Here is an 18,953-nt window from a genome sequence, read left to right on the forward strand (position 1 = left end):
GAACCGCATGGCGCACCAAAACCTCGTCATCCTCACCGGCGCGGGCATATCCGCCGAGTCCGGCGTGCCCACCTTCCGGGCCGACGACGGCCTGTGGATGGGCCATCGCATCGAGGACGTCGCCACGCCCGAGGCCTTCGCCCGCGACCCGGTGCTGGTGCAGGATTTCTACAACCGCCGCCGCCGCCAGCTGGCCGAGGTCCAGCCCAACGCCGCCCACCGCGCCCTCGCCGACCTCGCCGCCCGCTGGCCGGGCGACTTCCTGCTGGTCACCCAGAACGTCGACGACCTGCACGACCGCGCCCACGCCGCGACCCCGCCCGCCCGCGGCTTTGAACTGGTCCACATGCACGGCGAACTGCTGAAAGCGCACTGCACCCGCACCGGCCGGGTCTGCGACTGGCCCGGCGATCTCGCCCCCGCCGAGCCCTCGCCGCACCATCCCCAGGGCCGGCTGCGGCCGCACATCGTCTGGTTCGGCGAAATGCCTCTGCGGATGGACCGCATCGAGACCGCGCTGGCGGCCTGCGACCTGTTCGTCGCCATCGGGACCTCCGGCGCGGTCTGGCCCGCCGCCGGCTTCGTCGAGGCCGCCCGCGCCTCAGGAGCCCGCACGATCGAACTCAATCTTGAGCCGACCCCGGGCCGCCGTCGGTTCGACGAAGGCCGCTACGGTCCGGCCACCCAAGTCGTGCCGGCGTTCGTGGACAATCTCTGACTTCCTTCTCCCCTCGGGGGAGAAGGTGGGCGGCGGAGCCGCTCGGATGAGGGGGCTGTTTCGATTCGCTGACCGCCGGGCGACGAGCGAGAGGCCGGCAGACCCCTCATCCGGCCCTCCGGGCCACCTTCTCCCCCAAGGGGAGAAGGCATCACCTGGGCTGTTCCCCCGCCGCCTTCTTCGCCAGCCGCGCCAGCACCCGCCCCCGCCCCTTCGACAGCGCCGTGATCACCCCCCGGAAGGTCGCCACCTCCTGCGCCGTGAACGCGGCCCGCCCCAGCATGACCCGCAGGTTCTGGCTCATCGAGCGGAATTTCTCCGGCGGATGGAAGAAGCCGGCGGCGTCCAGCTCCCGCTCCAGATGCTCGTACATCCCCAGCATCAGCGCCCCCGACGCCGGCGGCTCGCCCTCGCGGAAATTCGGCGGCGGCGCGTCCAGCACCAGGGTGCGCCACTCATAGGCGTTGATCGCCACCGCCTGGGCCAGGTTCAGCGACTGATGGCGGGGGTCGATGGGGATGGTGACGATGCCCTGGCACAGGGCGATGTCCGAGGTCTCCAGCCCGGCCCGCTCGCCGCCGAACAGCAGGCCGACGCCCAGCCCCGAGGCGCGGTCGTCGTACAGCGCCCGCGCCGCCTCGCGCGGGGTGCGCACCGGCTGGCGCGTCTCGCGCGGCCGGGCCGTCGTGGCGAAGACGGTGTTCAGGTCGGCCACGGCCTCGGCCACGCTGTCGAACACCCGGATTCCGTCCAGCACCCAGTCGGCGCCCGAGGCCATGGCCCAGGCCCGCTCCTGCGGCCAGCCGTCGCGCGGCGCGACCAGCCTCAGCTCCGTCAGCCCGAAATTGGCCATCACCCGCGCCACGGCGCCGATGTTCTCGGCCATCTGCGACTTGTCGAGGATGACGACGGGGGGTGGGAGATCGGACATGCGACGCACATATCCCGTCTCCGCCTGGGGGTCGAGAAAGGCGGCGCCGGGCCAGAGCCATCGTCACTTCAATGACGGACCTTCCGCACCTTGCCCCGGCGAAAGCGGGTTCATCCCAACGGGCGCAAAGGAATCACAAAGGACACAACGGGTCCTGAGAGGAGGATAGAGCCGAACCCGCCGTCGCCGCCGTGAGAGGAAGACTCTGATCGACGCCAACGCCCTGAACGGATCAATGCGGCGAAGCCGCAATCTGAAGCTGACGGAAGAAGACACCGATCCGAACGCATCCCCGGTCCCGTCGTGTTCTTTGTGATTCCTTTGTGTCCTTTGTGATGAACCTTCGCGGTCGGAAAGGCCCCCTTCGGGGCCCGAAGCATCACAATCCCAGCGCCGCCCGCACCCCGTCCAGTTGCGTCTCATAATTCCGCCACCGCCCTGACGCCCGGCGGTACAGCGGCTCGCGCACCTGCCAGACGCTGGCGGTGCGAACCCCGGTGTCGGCCTTGTGGAAGTCCAGCACACCATCCTCCCAAGCCAGCCCCAGATGACCCAGCAGGCCCTCGATCACCGGCCGCGGCTCGGCCACCAGCGCGTCGTAGTCGAGGTCGAGGATGTCGGGATACAGCCGTTTCCAGTGCGCCATCAGCCGCTGGTACTGGCCGTGCCAGTGGACCAGATCGTCCAGGTCCAGCGCATGCGCCATCGACCGGTCCAGATGCAGGAACCAGTTCGACAGGATCGTATCCAGCGGGTCGCGCACGGTGTGGACGATGCGCGCGGCCGGGAACATCGCCTTGATCAGGCCGATGTGCAGGAAGTTGTCGGGCCGCTTGTCGGTGACCACGTCGGCGCCGGGCCGGGCGGCGTTCAGCCCCTCCAGATACAGGTCCCGCAGACGAGCGACGGCCTCGGGGGTCACGGCCTCGGGATAGGGCTCCAGCGTCCGCGCCAGCCCCGGGACCAGCCCCAGCTCCCCACCCGCCGTGACCCGGCTGTGTCCCGCCAGGATCTGCTCCGCCAGGGTCGAGCCCGACCGGAACATGCCGCAGATGAACACCGGCGCCTCGCCCGACCCCGGGCCCGGCGCCGCGGGCTCGGCGAAGACGGCGATCAGCCGGTCGATGAACCGCTCATGCCCCGCCCGGTCATAGACGGCCCCGTCCGGGTCCGCGGCCCGGCTGGCGGCGTTGGCGGCGGCGCAGGCTTCGAAGGCGGCGTCATACGCCTCGACCTGATCCAGCGCCTTGCCCAGGGCGAAGCCCAGTTCCGCCCGATCATCGGGATGCAGGTCCGGCCGGGCCAAAGCCCTGCGCAGACCCTGAATGACGGGATCGTCCGGACCCGACGGCCGCGCCAGCCCCGCCGACCGCGCCAGCGCCACGGGATGATCCGGCGCCACGGCCAGTGCCCGCGCATAGGCGTCGCGCGCCGCCTCCCGCCGCCCCATGTCCTCGTGCAGATTGCCCAGGTTCAGCAGCGCCGGCAGCCAGTCGGACCGGATCGCCAGCGCCGCCTCCAGATCCTTCAGCGCCAGATCGGGCCGGCCCAGGTCGTCGGCGTGGATCACGCCCCGGTTCAGCCACGCCTCCTCCGGCCCCGACACACCGCGCCGCAAGGCCTCGGCATAGGCCGCCAGCGCGGCCTCGAACCGCCCCGACCGGCGCTCCATCAGGGCCAGGTTGAACCAGCTGTCCGGCAGGTCGGGCCGCAGCGCCAGCAGCTGGCGATAGGCCGTCGCCGCCTCCGGGGCCCGCCCCGCCCCGCGCAGGCGCGAGGCGATGGCCATCAGGGCTTCGGCCGGGTCGATACTCATGACCGATCATCCCCGCGAAGGCGGGGACCCAGTGCTTTGGGCGATCGGCGCCAGACTGTTCTCACCGACGGCCATCCCATGCGGTCTGCCTCACGAAAGAACTGGGTCCCCGCCTTCGCGGGGATGCACGGAGAATGGATCAGTCCTCGCCGTACATGGCCAGCCACGGGTCCGTCGTCCCGGCCTCGACCTCGGCGACCTTGACCGCCGGCCAGCCGATCGAGTCATCGGCGGAGTCGCGCCAGGCCAGCACATACAGGTCGCGCAGCTCCGACGCCCCCGCCGCCAGCCGCGCCGTCGCGAAGGCCGCGCCGCGGGCGTCGCCCTCGCCGAAGCCGCCCGCCTTCTCCAGCACATAGAAGGGCCGGACCTCGGCCAGGGTGGTCTTCAGATAGGCCGGAACCCGCGCGCGCAGATCGAACCCGTCCAGCGTCGGCGCCGTCATGGCCGCCTCGACCGCGTCCAGCCGCGCCACCCGCCCGGTGAAGGCGCCCTCGAAGGCGCCGTGGGTCTGGCGCGAGGTGGTGAAGCCCTCGGGATTGGGAACGTCGCGCGACCAGCCATTGTAATGGATCGTGGTGTGGTGCGGCTGCGACCCGTCGCCGACATAGTGGCCCAGATAGCCCATGTCGCGCAGGATCAGGGCCTCGCGCCGCTGCCGGTCCTCGCGGTACCAGGCCCGCTTGCCGGGATCCCGTTCGCGCGCCTCGGCGGCGTTCAGCACCCGCCAGGTGGCGAAGTCGCGCACCAGCTGCTGATAGCCGTCCATGATGGCGTAGGGCAGCCAGCCGGCGTCATCGACGTCCATCCCCGCCGCCAGCAGCGCCGCGTCATATTCCGATTTCAGGCGCGGCAAGGCGTCGATCGACGGCCCGCTCGCATTCATGATCCGGCCGGCGTCATCCATGTCGATGAAGTGGGCGGTGTCGCGCTCGCGGTCATGCGGCTGGCCGCCGCCCTTGGTGCGGTCCGGCTCGCGCGACAGCTCCCCGACCTCGGCGGCCGCGCCCGGCGTGCGCAGGAAGGCCGGCATCTCGTCCGTCAGCCCACGCACGGCGGCGACGCCGATCAGCCGGTGGCCGGTATTGCCCCAGGCGTCGGCCTGCAGCGCGACCCCGCCGGCGGCGACAAGAACGAAGGCGGCGAGGACGAGACGCTTCATGGGGGGACTCCGGCGAATGACCCGCCCGCCTTAGCGTATCCCGAAGGCGGCCTCCACCCGCCCGATCCATGCGACGACGGCGGGATAGGCGGCCAGGTCGAAATCCCCCTCGTGCGCCACGCGCGTGTAGGCGACCAGGGCCAGGTCGGCCAGGCTCGGCCCATCCCCGACCAGCCATTCGCGGTCCGTCAGCGCCGCCTCCATCCGCGCCAGCGCCGCATGGCCGCGCTGCATCAGCCGCGGCTCGATCTCGTCCGCCCGCTTGCCGGCGAGGACCCGTTGAAACCGGACCACCGCGATATACGGCTCATGACTGTACTGTTCCCAGAACAGCCACTCGTACATCCGCGCGCGGTCGTAGGCGTCCGCGGGAATGAACGGCGTCCCCTCCCCGAAATAGCCGAGGATCGCATTGGACTGGGCGAGGGCCCGGCCGTCCGCCAGCACCACCGTCGGCGTCTGTCCGGCGGGGTTCAGGGCCAGGAATTCCGGGCTGCGCGTCACGCCGGACATGACATCGGTTTCGATCCATCGATAATCACGCCCCAGCCGGTCGAGCAACCACTTGACCTTCAAACAGTTTCCGGAGCGAATATCTCCGTAGACAGTAAGCATCGCACCCCAGCATAGTTTTTGTTGCTGACGAATACAGCTTACATCCTTCGTCCCGTTGACCAAACGAGATTCGAATTGACCATCACAAGCCCCACTTATCCACGGAAGAACCGGTCGCGATGTCGCAGCGCAGCATCGATGTCTGGTTTTCGCCGCATTTGGGAACGACAAGCCGGTCGTCGGACGCGTATGGGGCCGACGTTTCCGTGAGTCCGCCTCATGCTCGGCACAGCCGCTGCGTTCGCCCTGATCTGGGCGATGGCCTTCCCCGCACAGGGTGGAGAGCCGGTATCCTACGAAGCCGCGGTCGCAGCCGACCGGGTCGCCGTATCAACCGTTTCCCCTGACGAAGGTTCCGACAGCGGCGCCCTGAGCGCCGAACAGCAGGCCCTGATGGACGGCGACGCCGACTGGAGCGCCCGCGCCAATCTTTATCATGCCGGCGGCGGCGGAGCGACGGGGAACGACAGCCTCGGTTGCCGTCCGATCGCCATGCGCACGGTCGCTGTCGACCCCCGCTACATCCCCCGCCGCACCCGCCTGTTCATCCGCGAGACGGTCGGCATGCGCATGCCGGACGGCGCCATCCACGACGGCTACTGGTACGCCTCCGACACCGGCGGCGCGATCAAGGGCCAGAAGATCGACCTCTACACCGGCCACGGCCGCGGCTCGATGGCCCCGGCCATGCGCTTCAACCAGCGCCGCCTGACCATCGTCGACGCCGGCCGCTTCGACGGCTGCCCGCCCTCGTGGGACCGCCAGCCCAGCCAGACCACCCTGATGGCCTCGACCCCGACCCACGCCGGTTCGAACTAGAATTTCCTTCGGCCGCTGACGGTCTCGAAGAACATCCGCCAGTCGCCCATCAGGCTCCACAGCGGATATTTGAACGTCGCCGGCCGGTTCTTCTCGAAGAAGAAATGCCCCGTCCAGGCGAAGCCGTAGCCGACCAGCGGCATGGCCAGGAACCACCAGGCGCTGACCGTCAGCCCCAGCGCCAGCGCCCCGATCACCAGCCCCGACCCCACCACATGGATCCGCCGGCACGTCCGGTTCGAATGCTCGTGGATATAGTACGGATAGAACTGGCTGAACGAGGCGAACCGTTCGCCGGGCGCGGGCTGGCTGGTCATGGCGACAGCCTCTCCCCGCGCCGCGCCACGGTCAAGCCTCGGACCCCGCCGCCGGCTCGGGCCCCAGCACCCGCCGCAGCAGCGGCCAGATGTTGCTCAGGGCCGAGACGAAGCCCACCAGGCTGGACACCCACTGGAACGCCGTCCACATCCAGCCGAACAGGTCGCCGTCGCCGATCGCCTGGCTCAGCGGGAACAGCACCCGCGCCACCCCGATCTGGAACGCCGCATAGGCCTGGGAATATTCGATCGACCGGTCGGCGAGGAAGGCGATCGCCACCGCCGCCGACACCGGCGCCCACAGCAGCGGCAGGGCCAGCACCACGGCCAGCAGCCCCACCACCAGCTTGGTCCCCACCGTCTCGCCCGACAGCAGGCTGGCGACCACCCCGGCCCCCAGCCCCAGCGCCGCCGCCAGCATGAGCACCGGCAGCACCCCGTCGACCGCCGTCATCAGGTCGGTGAACCCCGTCCCGGCCAGGATCGCCGCCCCGGCCAGCAGGAAGCCCCCGACCCACAGGGCCGCATACTGGCCCAGGCGGCGCTTGAGATGCACGAGACTGAACATGGCGGCCATCCCCGCGGACGAGACCCCGAGGATGCCGCGCCCCGGGCCGGAAGTCCATTGACGGAACACGGGTCGGAGAGCGTCCGGGCGCGAGCCCCCGACCCCTTCGCCCCTCGCCGCGTCCGGTCTATCCTTCCGCCCGCGCCGCCCCGGCGCGCGGAGGATCGTCCATGCGCCCCCTCGCCCTCGCCGCCGCCCTGCTCGCCCTGGCCCCCGCCGCCCTGGCCCAGCCCGCGCCGGCGCAGCCCTCCGCCCCCGAGGGCCACCGCCTCGTCTGGGCCGACGAGTTCGACGCCGACGGCCCGCCCGACCCCGCCCGCTGGACCTTCGACACCAGCGCCAACCGCACCGGCTGGTACAACAACGAGGCCCAGTACTACGCCGACGCCCGCCCCGAAAACGCCCGCGTCGAGGCCGGCCGCCTGATCATCGAGGCCCGCCGCGAGCGCCTCGACCCCGCCGCCTTCCCCGACCACGGCGGCCAGGACTACACCTCCGCCCGCATGGTCAGCCGCGGCCCGGGGTGGACGTACGGCGTCTTCGAGGTCCGCGCCAAACTCCCGTGCGGACGCGGCTCATGGCCGGCTGTCTGGATGCTGCCGACCGCGCTCGAGGCCTGGCCCGAGGACGGCGAGATCGACATCATGGAGCACGTCGGCCACCGCCCCGGCGTGGTCCACGGCACGGTCCACACCGGCGCCTACAACCACGTCGCCAAGACCCAGCGCGGCGCCGGGATCCGGGTCCCCGACGCCTGCGACGCCTTCCACCGCTATCAGGTCCGCTGGACCCCCGACGCCATCGTCTTCGCCCTCGACGACGTCGAGTATTATCGCTTCGCCAACGAGCGCACGGGCAAGCCCGCCTGGCCCTTCGACCAGCCCTTCCAGCTGATCCTCAACATCGCCGTCGGCGGCGACTGGGGCGGCGAGGAAGGCGTGGACGACGGATCGTTCCCGCAGCGGATGGAGGTGGACTGGGTCCGGGTATGGCAGGCGGAATAAGCAATCCGGCCGACCACCCCGTCCCTTCTCCCCTCGGGGGAGAAGGTGGCCCAAAGGGCCGGATGAGGGGGCTGCCGGGCCCGGACTCGTGACAGCCGGTTCCCGCCATCAAGCCCCCTCATCCGAGCGGCTTCGCCGCCCACCTTCTCCCCCGAGGGGAGAAGGGTCGCGCGATACCACCACCCCTCGTCCACTCGAAAAAGTTGCGCTACGCTCCGGCCACGGAAGCGGGGGCCGACCATGGATGAAGCGCTGATCAATCGTCTCGGCGGAGACCGGATCACATCCCGCCAGATCGACGAGCTCGTGGGCCTCGCGCGCGGCGTCGCCGCCGACGGCGACCTCAACCAGGCCGAGGTCGAGTTTCTGCAGAAATGGCTGGCCGCCAATGTCGCCGTCAGCGAACAGCCCGTGATCCGCACCCTCTACAGCCGCATCAATGAGGTCCTGGCCGACGGCGTCCTCGACGCCGAAGAGAAGGCGACGCTGCTGGAGACCCTGAACAGCTTCTCCAGCCGCGATTTCGAACTGGGGGAGGTGCTGAAATCCTCCACCCTGCCACTCTGCGACCCCGCCCCGACGCTGTCGTTCCAAAGCCGGACCTACTGTTTCACCGGGACCTTCATCTACGGCCAGCGCAAACACTGCGAACAGGCCGTGACCCAGCGCGGCGGCCTCTGCGGCGGCCTCAGCCGCAAGACCGAGGTACTCGTGGTCGGTGCCTACGCCACCGAGTCGTGGAAACACTCGTCTTTCGGAAACAAGATATTGCAGGCCAGCGACTGGCGCGATCACGGGGCGCCGATCGCGATCGTGTCGGAGGAACACTGGACGCGGCATTTGTAAGGGGGGGCGTCGGCTTCGAACGCAAGGCGGTGGTTAGGAGCGTCCGCTTTCGGACGACATTACGCCGAACGCGATGCCGGTCCTGAAGCCAGCCAGTTCCCCGTCCACATTTGAGCCCAACGCTTTGTTAATCCGGTCGTTTAGTTCGACCCGACGAACGTCGAGAGCCTGCACCTTGTCGAACATGCCGTCGGGCATCTCAGTCACTTTGAATTCGGTCGAGACCATCACGAGCATCATCAGGGCGAAGACGACACAGTTGCCTACGTCGCTCATGTTCATTTGGGCCCATTGCTCGTCCTGTTCATCGAATAGCGATGTCATGCCCTTCCCCGCAGCGAAGGCCTCGTAGTTGAACAGGACAATGCTGTTCGCCACGTTGGCGTGAACCCAGCCCTGGTTGAGCAAATCCTTTCTCGCTTTGAGAGGAGCGGAGAGGAAGGAGTATTTCTCGCCCACCCATTTGTAGGACGCCTTGCTTATGTCGCCGGGCTTTGACAGGCGGCCCTCATCATCGATTTTCCACTTCGGCCCACCATCGGGATGAGCCGCGAGATATCCCATCAGGCACGTGCTTTCGATCAGCAGGCGAAGGTTGGAAGCCATCTCTACGCGATGGTTTCGAAGGCCCGACAGGAAGGCTAGGGCGGCAGATTTACGCACGCTGGCCAAGGCGCCGGCGAACAGGCCGCAGTCGTTACGAACATTCTGAAGAGGTATGCCGAACATGTTCACGGCCTCCTCCGCGAGAGCGAGATAGTCGCCGCCATGCTGCCGGGTCCAAGCCATTACGCCGGGTTCGAACGCGACTATGGCTTCGACGAGCGGAAGGTCAGTGTGAGCCGAAAGATCGTGGGCCTTGTCGGTCATTTCGAAGTCCGTCATCCGCCCAGATCGGCCACCTCTTGGAGAAGGTACACTGAGGCGGTCACTTCACAATCGAAGAGAACATCTGCTTCTTGCGTTTAACGCAGCCTGAACCGCGAAGCTCGGTAGGCGAGGCATCTATCTGAACGCTCTGAACAGGGCGCCAATGCCTTGCCAAATCGTCGCGCGAACTGCCGTATCAACGATCACGCTCGCAACTTGGGAGGAGCCCGCCGAGGGCCGGTGGACGCCCAGTATGGCTTCCAGTGCTTCCCGGTCGTTCTGTGCGAGCGCCATGTACTCGGCGTTGCGTATGACGACGCGCGTCATGATCCCGTCCTGCTCAGCCTGGGGAAGATGGGCTACTTGGGCCTGCAACTGCGCAATGAACTGCTCCCACCGAGCCTGAAATGTTCTTCGGTTGGAGATCCCGTTCACTAACAACTCTCGAAAAAAGACATCCTGTTGATCCTTGAGGTCGACGCTGGCGGGCGTTTCGAGGTTTGCGAGCCATGCGGTCGCTTCGCCTCGACCGCCGCCTGTGACCTTCAACTTCTCTCGTAGACCGTCGGGGTCGGTTCGCTCCCACTCAGCATACTCGCTTCGAAGGGCGCGCAGACTGCTTCGAAACGACGCCCCCCGATCGTGAGTGTAGTCCGCCGCCATCTCCTCAATGAGGGCCTCGAAGCGAAACACCGCCTCGCCAGCCATTTGGGGATTGACCCCGGCGAGCCGGATAAGGGTGCGCCAGTGACTTTCCACCATGTCGCGCAGCTCATCGCTCCCCGGCTCAAGATTTTCAGACATTCGCCCACGGCCTCCCTAATCGCGTCAGGGTGGCACGCGAACACGGTTCGCTCAATGCGCGGGCCGGACCAGCCGAAATCGTCGCGCTTGCATCGAGTGATGGTAGTCGGGACAGGAGTTCGGGTGTCGGCTTCGGGATAGCCAGCCGGTGACTGCCGCTAACGCAAAACGTCCCTCATTCCCCCGCCCCGCCCCAGGCCAGCGCACCATCCCAATCACCGACGGTTCCAGCGGCAGCAGCACCCCGGCCTCGTCCCAGTAATAACCGGCCCCTCCCCTCGGCCACGGCCCGGCCGTGCTCGCGGGCGGCGTCTCGGGGCCCAGTTGTTCGGCGCGCCAGTGGTGCATCATGGGGCCCAACCCCCTCGCCCGCTTCGCGGCGGGTGGCCCCCCTCACACCTCCTCCTCCCAGTCCATGCCGTGCTGCCGCCGCCCCTTGCACAGGCGCAAGTGTTGCTCCTGCATCCGGCCCGACGGACTGTTCGGCGATACGGCCGGCCACAGCCGCCCGTCCTCGTCCCGGTAGCGCGCCGCCCAGCCGCCCTCGACGCCGCGGACGAAGTCGCGCTCGGCCTGTTCGGGGCCCAGAACCCGGGCGCGCCAGCGCAGGGCCGAGGCGGCCCAGCGGTCGGCGATGTCATAGCCCCGGTCCCTCAGCAGGGCCTCGGCCATCTCGCGCCCGCGTTGCCCCCGGTAGTCCTCCAGCCGGCGGGTTTCAGCTTCGCCCCCTACTCCATCTCCCCCGGCTCCCGCGCCCGCAGCCTCCCATCCGCGTCCCAGTACCGGTCCGCCCACCCCTCTCCCTCGGCCGTGCGCCGGTCCGCCTCCGCCGCCTCGGCCCCATAGGTCGCGGCCCGCCAGCGCAGGGCGTAGCCGCCCCAGCGCACGCCGGGTCGGACGCCCTCGGCCAGCATGGTGTGGGCCAGTTCGGTGGCGCGGGCCTCGATGATCTGGCCGACCTTGAGGCGCACCGCCGCATTGTCTTCCTCCCAGGTCTCCATCGCCGCCGCCTCGCTCTCGGCCTCGCCCAGCCGGGCCAGGGCCTCCGCCGCCTTCAACTGGACCAGGGCCTCGGCGGCCCGGCCCGCGGCCAGCAGGGCGTCGGCGCGGGCCAGGGCGCGGCGCCGCACCGTGGGCGAGTCGATCCGCGACAACCCGTCGCCGGGGGCGGCGCCCTCCGGTCCCGGCTCAGCCCCGTCCGGCCGGTCGCGGTCGGGGTCGGCGGCGCCGACGGCCGCCATCCGCCCGCCCGGCAGGTCGCGGTCCGCGCGCTCGGCCTGATGCCGGCGCGACCAGCCTTCCAGCCGGCATTTCTTGCGCAGATTGGCCAGGCTGACGTCGAACCGCTGGACTACCGACGGCCCGCTCTCGCCGGCCTCATAGGCCTGCCGCACCCGCGCCCAGACCTCGGGGCCGCGATATTTTCTCAGACGGAAATGCTCCATGGCGACAGCCGACCACGGGCCTGCGTCAGAATCGGACGCAGGCGTATCCGTGATCTTCCAAATCGCGCCGGACGTCGTCGAAGTCGCGCTTTTTCCGTCGTCGAATTCCCACCCGGCCGAAGCCTGCCGACGCGAAGCGTCATTCCGTCCGACCTCGCGTTGGCGGCGGCTTGCCTAGGTTCTTCACAAAGGACACCAAGGGGCCACGAAGGACACGAAGTTCGCACCGGCCCCGTCGTGTCCTTTGTGAGTCCTTTGTGCCCTTGGTGATGAACCGGCTCGCGCTGACGCGCACGCCTCCGCCCGCCGCCGGCGCTCCCCGCCCCTACCGACAGAACCGCGTCTCCGTCGCCTCCAGATGCAGGTGATCGGCGTGGACCGCATTGTACTCGGGGCTCAGGGTCGTGCCGAAGATGCGGCAGGCGTCGTCGCGGATGCGGCGCAGGAAGCGCGCCTCGGGCCCGTCGCCGGTCCAGTCGGCCGCCACCGTGATCCGCCGCCCGTCGCGCAGCCGCACCCCGGCGAAGTCCAGCGCCGCCGCCTGGGCATGGGCGCTGACCCGGCCGCTGACCCCGCCGTTATTGACGTTGCGGCAGGCGTAGGCGCCCATGTGATCGATCTGGACCACGTCGGACCCCAGGATCTCGCGCGCCGCCGGCTCCACCGACTGCCGCCGCCAGACGCTCAGGGCCAGGGCCGTGCGGCAGGTCATCTCGACGTCGCCGGGGGCCATGCGCGCCACGGTCCCCATGTCCGGCCCCAGCACGCCCCCCGCGCTGAGGCCGCAGGTGGCCGTGGTCGACCGGTCGGGCGTGGGATGGAAGCTGACGCGCGCGGCCGTCAGCTGCGCCATGCATTGTTGCAGCCCGGCGCTCTCGCGGAGCACCGCCGCCTGCGTGCCGCCGCCGATCGGCTGATCGATCAGCGCCCCGACCAGCGGCGCCTCGGTCCGCGACGGCGCGGCCGGATAGCGGGCGGGGGCGGATCGCTCGGGCAGCATGGGGCTGCACCCGGCCAGCAACAGGGCCGTCGAGACGGCGGTGGCGATACGGCGGAACGCGGCAGACATGGACGGGAGGCTAGCTGATTCCCGGCGACGGAGCCTGGGGCGGGGTCGGAAGGTTCATCACAAAGAGCACGAAGAATACACAAAGGACACGAAGAGACCGAGGATGGGGCCCGATCGAGGTTTAACGCGGCCGTCCTCGACTTGCGGCTTCGCCGCCTTAAGGATCGACGCGGGTCCGGCTGTCTCAGCCACGCCGAACCCTTTGTGTTCTTTGTGTATTCTTCGTGCCCTTTGTGATGAACCAGCGCCCTTCGCCCCGGCAGGCGGCCAGAAAAAAGGGCGGCCCTTGCGAGCCGCCCCTCATCCCTCATCCCTCATCCCTGATCCCTCATCCCTAGCTGTCCAGGAAGCTCCGCAGCTTCCGCGACCGCGACGGATGCTTCAGCTTTCTCAGCGCCTTGGCCTCGATCTGCCGGATCCGCTCGCGGGTGACCGAGAACTGCTGGCCGACCTCTTCCAGCGTATGGTCGGTGTTCATGCCGATGCCGAAGCGCATGCGCAGCACCCGCTCCTCGCGCGGCGTCAGCGACGCCAGCACGCGGGTCGTGGTCTCGCGCAGGTTCGACTGGATGGCCGCGTCGATCGGCAGGATGGCGTTCTTGTCCTCGATGAAGTCGCCCAGATGGGAGTCCTCCTCGTCGCCGATGGGCGTTTCAAGGCTGATCGGCTCCTTGGCGATCTTGAGGACCTTGCGCACCTTCTCCAGCGGCATGGCCAGTTTTTCGGCCAGCTCTTCCGGGGTCGGCTCGCGGCCGATCTCGTGCAGCATCTGGCGGCTGGTGCGGACAATCTTGTTGATCGTCTCGATCATGTGCACCGGGATGCGGATGGTCCGCGCCTGGTCGGCGATCGAGCGGGTGATGGCCTGACGGATCCACCAGGTCGCATAGGTCGAGAACTTGTAGCCGCGGCGGTACTCGAACTTGTCGACCGCCTTCATCAGGCCGATGTTGCCTTCCTGAATGAGATCAAGGAATTGCAGGCCGCGGTTGGTGTATTTCTTGGCGATGGAGATGACCAGGCGCAGGTTGGCCTCGACCATTTCCTTCTTGGCCTGACGGGCCTCGCGCTCGCCCTTCTGCACCGTCTGGACGATGCGGCGGTAGTCGTCGATGGGCAGGCCGGCCTCGGTGGCCACGGCGGCGACGTCGCCGCGGATCTGGGCGATCTGGGCCTGTTCGTTGTCGCTGAACTTGGTCCAGCGGACGCCCATCTCCTTGACCCGGTCGGCCCAGGTCGGATCCAGCTCGGCGCCGAAATAGGACTTCAGGAACTCCGGACGCGAGATGCCGTAGCTGTCGGCCAGGCGCAGCAGCCGGCCTTCCAGACCCATCAGCCGCTTGTTGATGGCGTACAACTGCTCGACCAGCGCCTCGATGCGGTGGTTGTTCAGCTTCATCGTCTTCAGCCGGCCCGAGATGGTGGCCGTCAGCGTATCATAGGCCTTCTGGTCCTTGGCGCTGAGCGCCTCCCCCTTCAGCCGGCTCTCCACCAGCTTGTCCTGCAGCTTGCGGAAGCTCCCGAAGTCGCCGGCCACCGCGTCCAGCACCTCCATCACCCCATCCCGCAGCTCCGCCTCCAGCGCCGAGATCGACATCCCGCCGCCATCATCGAAGTCCTCGTCCTCCTCGTCGTCCTCCGCCTTCGGCTCGGCCCCCTCTTCGGGCGGGGCGGGCTCGACCACCGTCCCGGCGGGCGGCTGGTTGTGCGGCAGGGACGAGGGGTTCAGCACGCCGTACGTCGCATCCAGATCGATCACTTCGCGCAGCAGGATGCGGTTGTTGGCCAGTTCGTCGCGCCACACCATGATGGCCTCGAACGTCAGCGCGCTTTCGCACAGGCCCGAGATCATCGCATCCCGGCCCGCCTCGATCCGTTTCGCGATCGCGATCTCGCCCTCGCGGCTCAGCAACTCGACCGAGCCCATCTCGCGCAAATACATCCGTACCGGGTCGTCGGTGCGGTCATAGGCGGCCTTGGCCGGCGCCTCGGCGACATTCGTCTCCGCGCGCTCGACGACCTCGCCGCCCTCCTTCTCGGTGGTCTCGGCCGCGTCTTCCTCGGCCTCCACCACATTGACACCCATCTCGGACAGCATCGCCAGCGTGTCCTCGATCGCATCCGGCGTGACCTCTTCGGACGGCAGGACCTTGTTCAGATCCTCCATCGTCACATAGCCTTTCGCCTTGGCCTGCTTGATGAATTTCTTCACCCCGGCGTCGGTAAGGTCGAGCAGCGGACCGTCACTCTGGGCTTCGGTTTCCTGCGTCTCGGTCTGGGCGCTCATACGGTCTCTTCTCCGGGTGGAGCGGCTGATCAGGCCGTCCGCCAAATACAACGTGTGGCGGGTTCGTTGGTTACGAGCCCGCGCTGTCTTCCCAAATCTCTCCGGTTTTGATCGCGCGACGCAAAGCATCCCGCTCGGCTTTCAGCCGGCGAAACGCTTCGTCCTGGCCCGGCGTGCCTGCCGTCGAGCCTAGGGCATCCTCCAGCGCCGCCACGCGAATCAACGCGTCGAACGCCTGCGACCATCGGATCCGCGCCTCGCCGAGGGGCTTGTCTGTGGCCAGGAAGGGCGCGCCGGACTTTGCCGCCGCCTTCTCGACCTCGTGCATCAAAACGCTATGACCCGATTGCGCCAGATGGCGTCGGAGGGCAGCGGAGTCAAGGTCCTGACCCGAGAAGCGCAGGCGAACCATCTCCTGCGCCAGTCCGTCCAGGGCCGGATCGCCGAAGCCGTGGGCGGAGATGGCTTCAAGATGCGCGTCCATCCGCTCGGGATCGTCCACCGCGCCATGGGCCAGGGCGGCTGCGACCGGCTCGATCGACCGGAACAGCGACTGCATCGCCTGCGCCCCTTCCGCCGTCTGGCCCAGCTTGGGCGGCGGGCCCGGACGCCAGCGCCCGCCAGCCGCCTGGGCAGGCTGGTTCACCGGCGCCCGGCGCGCCGGAAACAGGGCGTCGAAGCGGTCGAACAGGTCGCGGCGATACTGTTCGGCCAGGTCCTTGTCCTGAATGGCCGAAGCGGCCTGACGCAGGCGACCTTTGAGACCCGCACGGCGTTCGGGGCTGTCCAGCGGCTCGACCTCGGCCTCCTTGCCGAACAACACCTCGGCGAACGGCCGAGTCGCCGCCAGGGCCTGGCGCAGCGCCGGCGCCCCCTTGTCGCGCAAGATATCGTCCGGGTCCTGACCGCCCTCCAGCAGGGCGAAGCGGAATGAGCGGCCCGACTTCAGCTGAGGCAGAGCCCTCTCGATAGCGCGATACGCCGCCCGGCGTCCGGCGGCGTCGCCGTCGAAGCACAGCACCGGCTCGTGCGACACGCGCCATAGCCGCTCCATCTGCTCTTCGGTCAGGGCGGTGCCCATGGGGGCCACGGCGGGGATGCCGGCGCGGTGGCAGGCGATCACGTCCATATAGCCCTCGACCACCACGATGGCCTGATCAGACTTCGACTCGGCGCCGAGGATGCGCCGCGCCTCCGGCAGGCCGTACAGGGTCGCACCCTTGTGGAAGAGCGGGCTCTCCGGGCCGTTCAGATATTTGGCGCGGTCGTCGGGGTTCATCGCCCGGCCGCCGAAGCTGACGATCCGCCCCCGGGCGTCGAGGATCGGGAACATCAGCCGTTCGCGGAACCGGTCGTAGGGCGCGCCGCCTCCTTCCGGCGCGATCAGCATGCCGGCCTCGACCAGATCCCCGGGCCGGGCGCCGCGCTGGATGAGCGCGTTCTTCAGCCCCTCGCGGTCGTTGGGCGCGTAGCCCAGGCCGAAGCGCTCCCATTGGTCCTCGGGCAAGCCGCGCTTCTCGAGGTATTCTCGCGCGGCCTTGCCAGGCGAGCGGCGCAGATTGGCGGCGAACCATTTCTGGGCCAGATCCATCCAGTCGGTCAGGCCCTGCTTCCTGGCCTCGCGCTCGGCTGCCTGGGGGTCCTCGGCCGGCAGGGCCATACCCGCCTCGCCGGCCAGCCGCTGCACCGCCTCGACGAAGGACAGCCGCTCGGTCTCCTGCAGGAAGGATATGACGTCGCCGTGCTTGCCGGACGAGAAGTCGTGGAAGAAGCCCTTGTCGTCATTGACGAAAAAGGACGGCGACTTCTCCTTGGTGAAAGGCGACAGGCCGACGTATTCGCGCCCCTGACGCTTGAGCTTCACCGTCCGTCCGATGATGTCGGACGGCCGAAGGCGGGCCTTCAGTTCTTCAAGGAAGCGGTCGTCGAAGCGCACGTCCGCCTTATAGCGCGCGACTCACCGCTTTGGGGGCCTTTACCTTTCATTAACCAGAATGGCCAAAGCGCGGCGATAAGCGCCTGAATATGCGCGCATTTTTTCGATTATAACGGAACAGTCCACAGACCTGTGGATTAACCATGCGACCGTTCGTGAAGATGGGCGGGTCTGGATGGGGGCGCGGCGAAGACCGTGGCTCCGCCCGAGAATGAGAAAGACTCCCATGTTTATGAGCATCGCCCGCCCGGCGGTGGAGCCTCAAGGTCCCGACACAGTCGCTGTCCCCGGTTCGCCCGCCATCAACGACCTGTCCCCTCGCGCCCTGCACGCCAGGCTGCTGGAGAACGCCGCCCTGAGGCGTATGCGCGGGGCCGAACGGCTGCGCTCGAACCGGCTGGAGGACGCCGACTACTGGCTGCATGCCGCCCCTGTCGCCGTGCGCAAGGCCAGCGCCCTGCGCGAAGAGAAGAGTTTCGCGCCTCTCCCCTGACGTCACCCCGCGGCCATCGCTCGCCCGGGGCGATACCGACCGGCGCGACGCCGGATCGAAATCAGCCTCGCATCGAGTCCGCGAAGCGCTGGAACAGGTACAGGCTGTCCGTCGGCCCGGGCGACGCCTCCGGATGGTGCTGGACGCTGAACACCGGGCGATCTGTCAGCGCGATGCCGCAGTTGGTGCCGTCGAACAGGCTGACATGCGTCTCGGTCACCGCGTCGGGCAGGCTGTCGCGGTCGACGGTGAAACCGTGGTTCATCGACACGATCTCGACCTTGCCCGTGGTCAGATCCTTCACCGGATGGTTGGCCCCGTGGTGGCCCTGATCCATCTTGATGGTCTTCGCGCCCAGGGCGAGGGCCAGCATCTGGTGGCCCAGGCAGATGCCGAACAGGGGCGTGCCGCTTTCGACCAGCTTCCTGATCTCGGGCACCGCATAGACGCCCGTCGCCGCCGGATCGCCTGGACCGTTGGACAGGACCACGCCGTCGGGCTTGCGGGCCAGAATCTCCTCGGCCGTCGTCGTCGCCGGGACTACGGTGATCTTCGCGCCGGTCGAGGCCAGGGCCCGCAGGATGTTGCGCTTCACCCCGTAGTCGACGACCACCACCGACTTGTCAGCGGCGTGGACGCGCGGATGACCTTCGGGCCAATCCCACAATCCCTCGTCCCAGTCGAACGCCTGTAGCGTCGAGGCGGGTCTGGCGAGGTCGAGGCCGACCAGGCCCGTCCAGGCCCTGGCCTGCGCGACCAGGGCGTCGAGGTCGAAATTGCCGTCCGGATCGTGAGCGATCACCGCATGCGGCGCGCCGCCGTCGCGGATCCTGGCGGTCAGGGCGCGGGTGTCGACGCCGGCCAGGCCGACTACGCCGCGCCGCTTCATCCAGTCGTCGAACGAACTGTCAGCCCGCCAGTTGGCGGGATCGGTCGGGACATCGCGGAACACGGCGCCGCGCGCCGATGTGTCGGAGCCGCCGCCGATCTGTTCGAGATCCTCGACGTTCGTCCCGGCGTTGCCGATATGGGGGAAGGTGAAGACCAGGATCTGGCTCATGTACGACGGGTCGGTCAGGATCTCCTGATAGCCCGTCATGGCCGTGTTGAAGACGACCTCGCCGAGGGCGGAGCCGGCGGCGCCGCAGCCGAGGCCTTGCAGGATGGTTCCGTCCGCGAGCGCGAGCACGCCGGTGACGCCGGGAAGAAGCTGGGTGGTCATGGCAGGCTCCCTAGCACCGAATCCCGGCGAG

Annotated in this window: 19 protein-coding genes; 5 read left to right on the forward strand and 14 right to left on the reverse strand. The window is 68.5% G+C overall.

What is annotated here, in order from left to right; genetic code table 11:
• Window positions 1-7 precede the first annotated feature (7 nt).
• Window positions 8-718 (forward strand): NAD-dependent deacylase, encoded by a 711-nt coding sequence (locus WC555_RS01935; RefSeq protein ID WP_373250670.1) that lies wholly within the window; start codon window positions 8-10, stop codon window positions 716-718.
• A 151-nt stretch (window positions 719-869) separates the two neighbouring features.
• Here WC555_RS01935 and WC555_RS01940 read toward each other — a convergent pair whose 3' ends face one another.
• The 4 genes from WC555_RS01940 to WC555_RS01955 form a co-directional block, all read right to left on the reverse strand.
• On the reverse strand, window positions 870-1,649 hold the full coding sequence (locus WC555_RS01940; RefSeq protein ID WP_373250672.1) for an RNA methyltransferase: 780 nt from the start codon (window positions 1,647-1,649) through the stop codon (window positions 870-872).
• 379 nt (window positions 1,650-2,028) lie between these two features.
• Window positions 2,029-3,465, reverse strand: a complete 1,437-nt coding sequence (locus tag WC555_RS01945; protein WP_373250674.1) for a sulfotransferase — start codon at window positions 3,463-3,465, stop codon at window positions 2,029-2,031.
• A gap of 139 nt (window positions 3,466-3,604) precedes the next feature.
• A complete protein-coding gene (locus tag WC555_RS01950; RefSeq protein ID WP_373250676.1) occupies window positions 3,605-4,627 on the reverse strand; it encodes a S1/P1 Nuclease in 1,023 nt (340 codons plus the stop codon).
• 30 nt (window positions 4,628-4,657) lie between these two features.
• Window positions 4,658-5,242 carry a glutathione S-transferase family protein gene (locus WC555_RS01955; RefSeq protein ID WP_373250678.1) on the reverse strand — a complete coding sequence of 195 codons (585 nt, stop codon included), beginning with the start codon at window positions 5,240-5,242 and terminating at the stop codon, window positions 4,658-4,660.
• Between the two features lie 219 nt (window positions 5,243-5,461).
• Here WC555_RS01955 and WC555_RS01960 point away from each other — a divergent pair, with 219 nt between their 5' ends.
• Entirely contained in the window at window positions 5,462-6,061 is a 600-nt protein-coding gene (locus WC555_RS01960) for a 3D domain-containing protein (RefSeq protein ID WP_373250680.1), read from the forward strand.
• On the opposite strand, the gene WC555_RS01965 is transcribed toward WC555_RS01960, so the two are convergent.
• Both WC555_RS01965 and WC555_RS01970 read right to left on the reverse strand, forming a co-directional pair.
• Window positions 6,058-6,378 (reverse strand): Mpo1-like protein, encoded by a 321-nt coding sequence (locus WC555_RS01965; RefSeq protein ID WP_373250682.1) that lies wholly within the window; start codon window positions 6,376-6,378, stop codon window positions 6,058-6,060. The two genes, WC555_RS01960 and WC555_RS01965, sit on opposite strands and share 4 nt — an antisense overlap.
• Before the next feature lie 31 nt (window positions 6,379-6,409).
• Window positions 6,410-6,946 (reverse strand): hypothetical protein, encoded by a 537-nt coding sequence (locus WC555_RS01970; RefSeq protein WP_373250684.1) that lies wholly within the window; start codon window positions 6,944-6,946, stop codon window positions 6,410-6,412.
• A 170-nt stretch (window positions 6,947-7,116) separates the two neighbouring features.
• On the opposite strand from WC555_RS01970, the gene WC555_RS01975 reads away from it, so the two are divergent.
• Window positions 7,117-7,950 carry a family 16 glycosylhydrolase gene (locus WC555_RS01975; RefSeq protein ID WP_373250685.1) on the forward strand — a complete coding sequence of 278 codons (834 nt, stop codon included), beginning with the start codon at window positions 7,117-7,119 and terminating at the stop codon, window positions 7,948-7,950.
• 240 nt (window positions 7,951-8,190) lie between these two features.
• Window positions 8,191-8,796, forward strand: coding sequence for a BRCT domain-containing protein (locus tag WC555_RS01980; RefSeq protein ID WP_373250687.1), 606 nt, complete (start codon window positions 8,191-8,193; stop codon window positions 8,794-8,796).
• A 33-nt stretch (window positions 8,797-8,829) separates the two neighbouring features.
• Here the strand turns inward: WC555_RS01980 and WC555_RS01985 are convergent, their stop codons facing one another.
• From WC555_RS01985 to dnaG, 7 genes are all read right to left on the reverse strand, one after another.
• Window positions 8,830-9,666 (reverse strand): hypothetical protein, encoded by an 837-nt coding sequence (locus WC555_RS01985; RefSeq protein ID WP_373250689.1) that lies wholly within the window; start codon window positions 9,664-9,666, stop codon window positions 8,830-8,832.
• A gap of 135 nt (window positions 9,667-9,801) precedes the next feature.
• Window positions 9,802-10,470, reverse strand: a complete 669-nt coding sequence (locus WC555_RS01990; RefSeq protein ID WP_373250690.1) for a hypothetical protein — start codon at window positions 10,468-10,470, stop codon at window positions 9,802-9,804.
• Window positions 10,471-10,863: 393 nt separating this feature from the next.
• Window positions 10,864-11,142 (reverse strand): hypothetical protein, encoded by a 279-nt coding sequence (locus WC555_RS01995; protein WP_373250692.1) that lies wholly within the window; start codon window positions 11,140-11,142, stop codon window positions 10,864-10,866.
• A gap of 56 nt (window positions 11,143-11,198) precedes the next feature.
• Window positions 11,199-11,915, reverse strand: coding sequence for a hypothetical protein (locus WC555_RS02000; RefSeq protein WP_373250694.1), 717 nt, complete (start codon window positions 11,913-11,915; stop codon window positions 11,199-11,201).
• A gap of 325 nt (window positions 11,916-12,240) precedes the next feature.
• A complete protein-coding gene (locus WC555_RS02005; protein ID WP_373250696.1) occupies window positions 12,241-12,984 on the reverse strand; it encodes an extensin family protein in 744 nt (247 codons plus the stop codon).
• A gap of 334 nt (window positions 12,985-13,318) precedes the next feature.
• On the reverse strand, window positions 13,319-15,271 hold the full coding sequence (rpoD, locus tag WC555_RS02010; RefSeq protein ID WP_373250698.1) for an RNA polymerase sigma factor RpoD: 1,953 nt from the start codon (window positions 15,269-15,271) through the stop codon (window positions 13,319-13,321).
• Between the two features lie 70 nt (window positions 15,272-15,341).
• A complete protein-coding gene (gene dnaG / locus WC555_RS02015; protein ID WP_373250700.1) occupies window positions 15,342-17,207 on the reverse strand; it encodes a DNA primase in 1,866 nt (621 codons plus the stop codon).
• Between the two features lie 226 nt (window positions 17,208-17,433).
• Between dnaG and WC555_RS02020 the strand changes: the two genes are divergently transcribed.
• Window positions 17,434-17,700: a hypothetical protein gene (locus WC555_RS02020; protein WP_373250702.1), complete on the forward strand. Its 267-nt coding sequence runs from the start codon at window positions 17,434-17,436 to the stop codon at window positions 17,698-17,700.
• Window positions 17,701-17,761: 61 nt separating this feature from the next.
• Here WC555_RS02020 and carA read toward each other — a convergent pair whose 3' ends face one another.
• Window positions 17,762-18,922 carry a glutamine-hydrolyzing carbamoyl-phosphate synthase small subunit gene (carA, locus tag WC555_RS02025; RefSeq protein ID WP_373250704.1) on the reverse strand — a complete coding sequence of 387 codons (1,161 nt, stop codon included), beginning with the start codon at window positions 18,920-18,922 and terminating at the stop codon, window positions 17,762-17,764.
• Window positions 18,923-18,953 lie beyond the last annotated feature (31 nt).

The sequence above is a fragment of the Brevundimonas sp. genome, assembly GCF_041648615.1.
Classification (GTDB): domain Bacteria; phylum Pseudomonadota; class Alphaproteobacteria; order Caulobacterales; family Caulobacteraceae; genus Brevundimonas.

What these genes read in the sequence shown, in the direction of transcription:
- WC555_RS01955 (WP_373250678.1), bottom strand. Translation starts at nt 5,242, where the DNA reads ATGCTTACTGTCTACGGAGATATTCGCTCCGGAAACTGTTTGAAGGTC.
- WC555_RS01960 (WP_373250680.1), top strand. Translation starts at nt 5,462, where the DNA reads ATGCTCGGCACAGCCGCTGCGTTCGCCCTGATCTGGGCGATGGCCTTC.
- WC555_RS01970 (WP_373250684.1), bottom strand. Translation starts at nt 6,946, where the DNA reads ATGTTCAGTCTCGTGCATCTCAAGCGCCGCCTGGGCCAGTATGCGGCC.
- WC555_RS01945 (WP_373250674.1), bottom strand. Translation starts at nt 3,465, where the DNA reads ATGAGTATCGACCCGGCCGAAGCCCTGATGGCCATCGCCTCGCGCCTG.
- WC555_RS01980 (WP_373250687.1), top strand. Translation starts at nt 8,191, where the DNA reads ATGGATGAAGCGCTGATCAATCGTCTCGGCGGAGACCGGATCACATCC.
- WC555_RS02000 (WP_373250694.1), bottom strand. Translation starts at nt 11,915, where the DNA reads ATGGAGCATTTCCGTCTGAGAAAATATCGCGGCCCCGAGGTCTGGGCG.
- WC555_RS01965 (WP_373250682.1), bottom strand. Translation starts at nt 6,378, where the DNA reads ATGACCAGCCAGCCCGCGCCCGGCGAACGGTTCGCCTCGTTCAGCCAG.
- WC555_RS01995 (WP_373250692.1), bottom strand. Translation starts at nt 11,142, where the DNA reads ATGGCCGAGGCCCTGCTGAGGGACCGGGGCTATGACATCGCCGACCGC.
- WC555_RS02005 (WP_373250696.1), bottom strand. Translation starts at nt 12,984, where the DNA reads ATGTCTGCCGCGTTCCGCCGTATCGCCACCGCCGTCTCGACGGCCCTG.
- rpoD (WP_373250698.1), bottom strand. Translation starts at nt 15,271, where the DNA reads ATGAGCGCCCAGACCGAGACGCAGGAAACCGAAGCCCAGAGTGACGGT.
- WC555_RS01975 (WP_373250685.1), top strand. Translation starts at nt 7,117, where the DNA reads ATGCGCCCCCTCGCCCTCGCCGCCGCCCTGCTCGCCCTGGCCCCCGCC.
- WC555_RS02020 (WP_373250702.1), top strand. Translation starts at nt 17,434, where the DNA reads ATGTTTATGAGCATCGCCCGCCCGGCGGTGGAGCCTCAAGGTCCCGAC.
- WC555_RS01935 (WP_373250670.1), top strand. Translation starts at nt 8, where the DNA reads ATGGCGCACCAAAACCTCGTCATCCTCACCGGCGCGGGCATATCCGCC.
- WC555_RS01950 (WP_373250676.1), bottom strand. Translation starts at nt 4,627, where the DNA reads ATGAAGCGTCTCGTCCTCGCCGCCTTCGTTCTTGTCGCCGCCGGCGGG.
- WC555_RS01985 (WP_373250689.1), bottom strand. Translation starts at nt 9,666, where the DNA reads ATGACCGACAAGGCCCACGATCTTTCGGCTCACACTGACCTTCCGCTC.
- carA (WP_373250704.1), bottom strand. Translation starts at nt 18,922, where the DNA reads ATGACCACCCAGCTTCTTCCCGGCGTCACCGGCGTGCTCGCGCTCGCG.
- WC555_RS01940 (WP_373250672.1), bottom strand. Translation starts at nt 1,649, where the DNA reads ATGTCCGATCTCCCACCCCCCGTCGTCATCCTCGACAAGTCGCAGATG.
- WC555_RS01990 (WP_373250690.1), bottom strand. Translation starts at nt 10,470, where the DNA reads ATGTCTGAAAATCTTGAGCCGGGGAGCGATGAGCTGCGCGACATGGTG.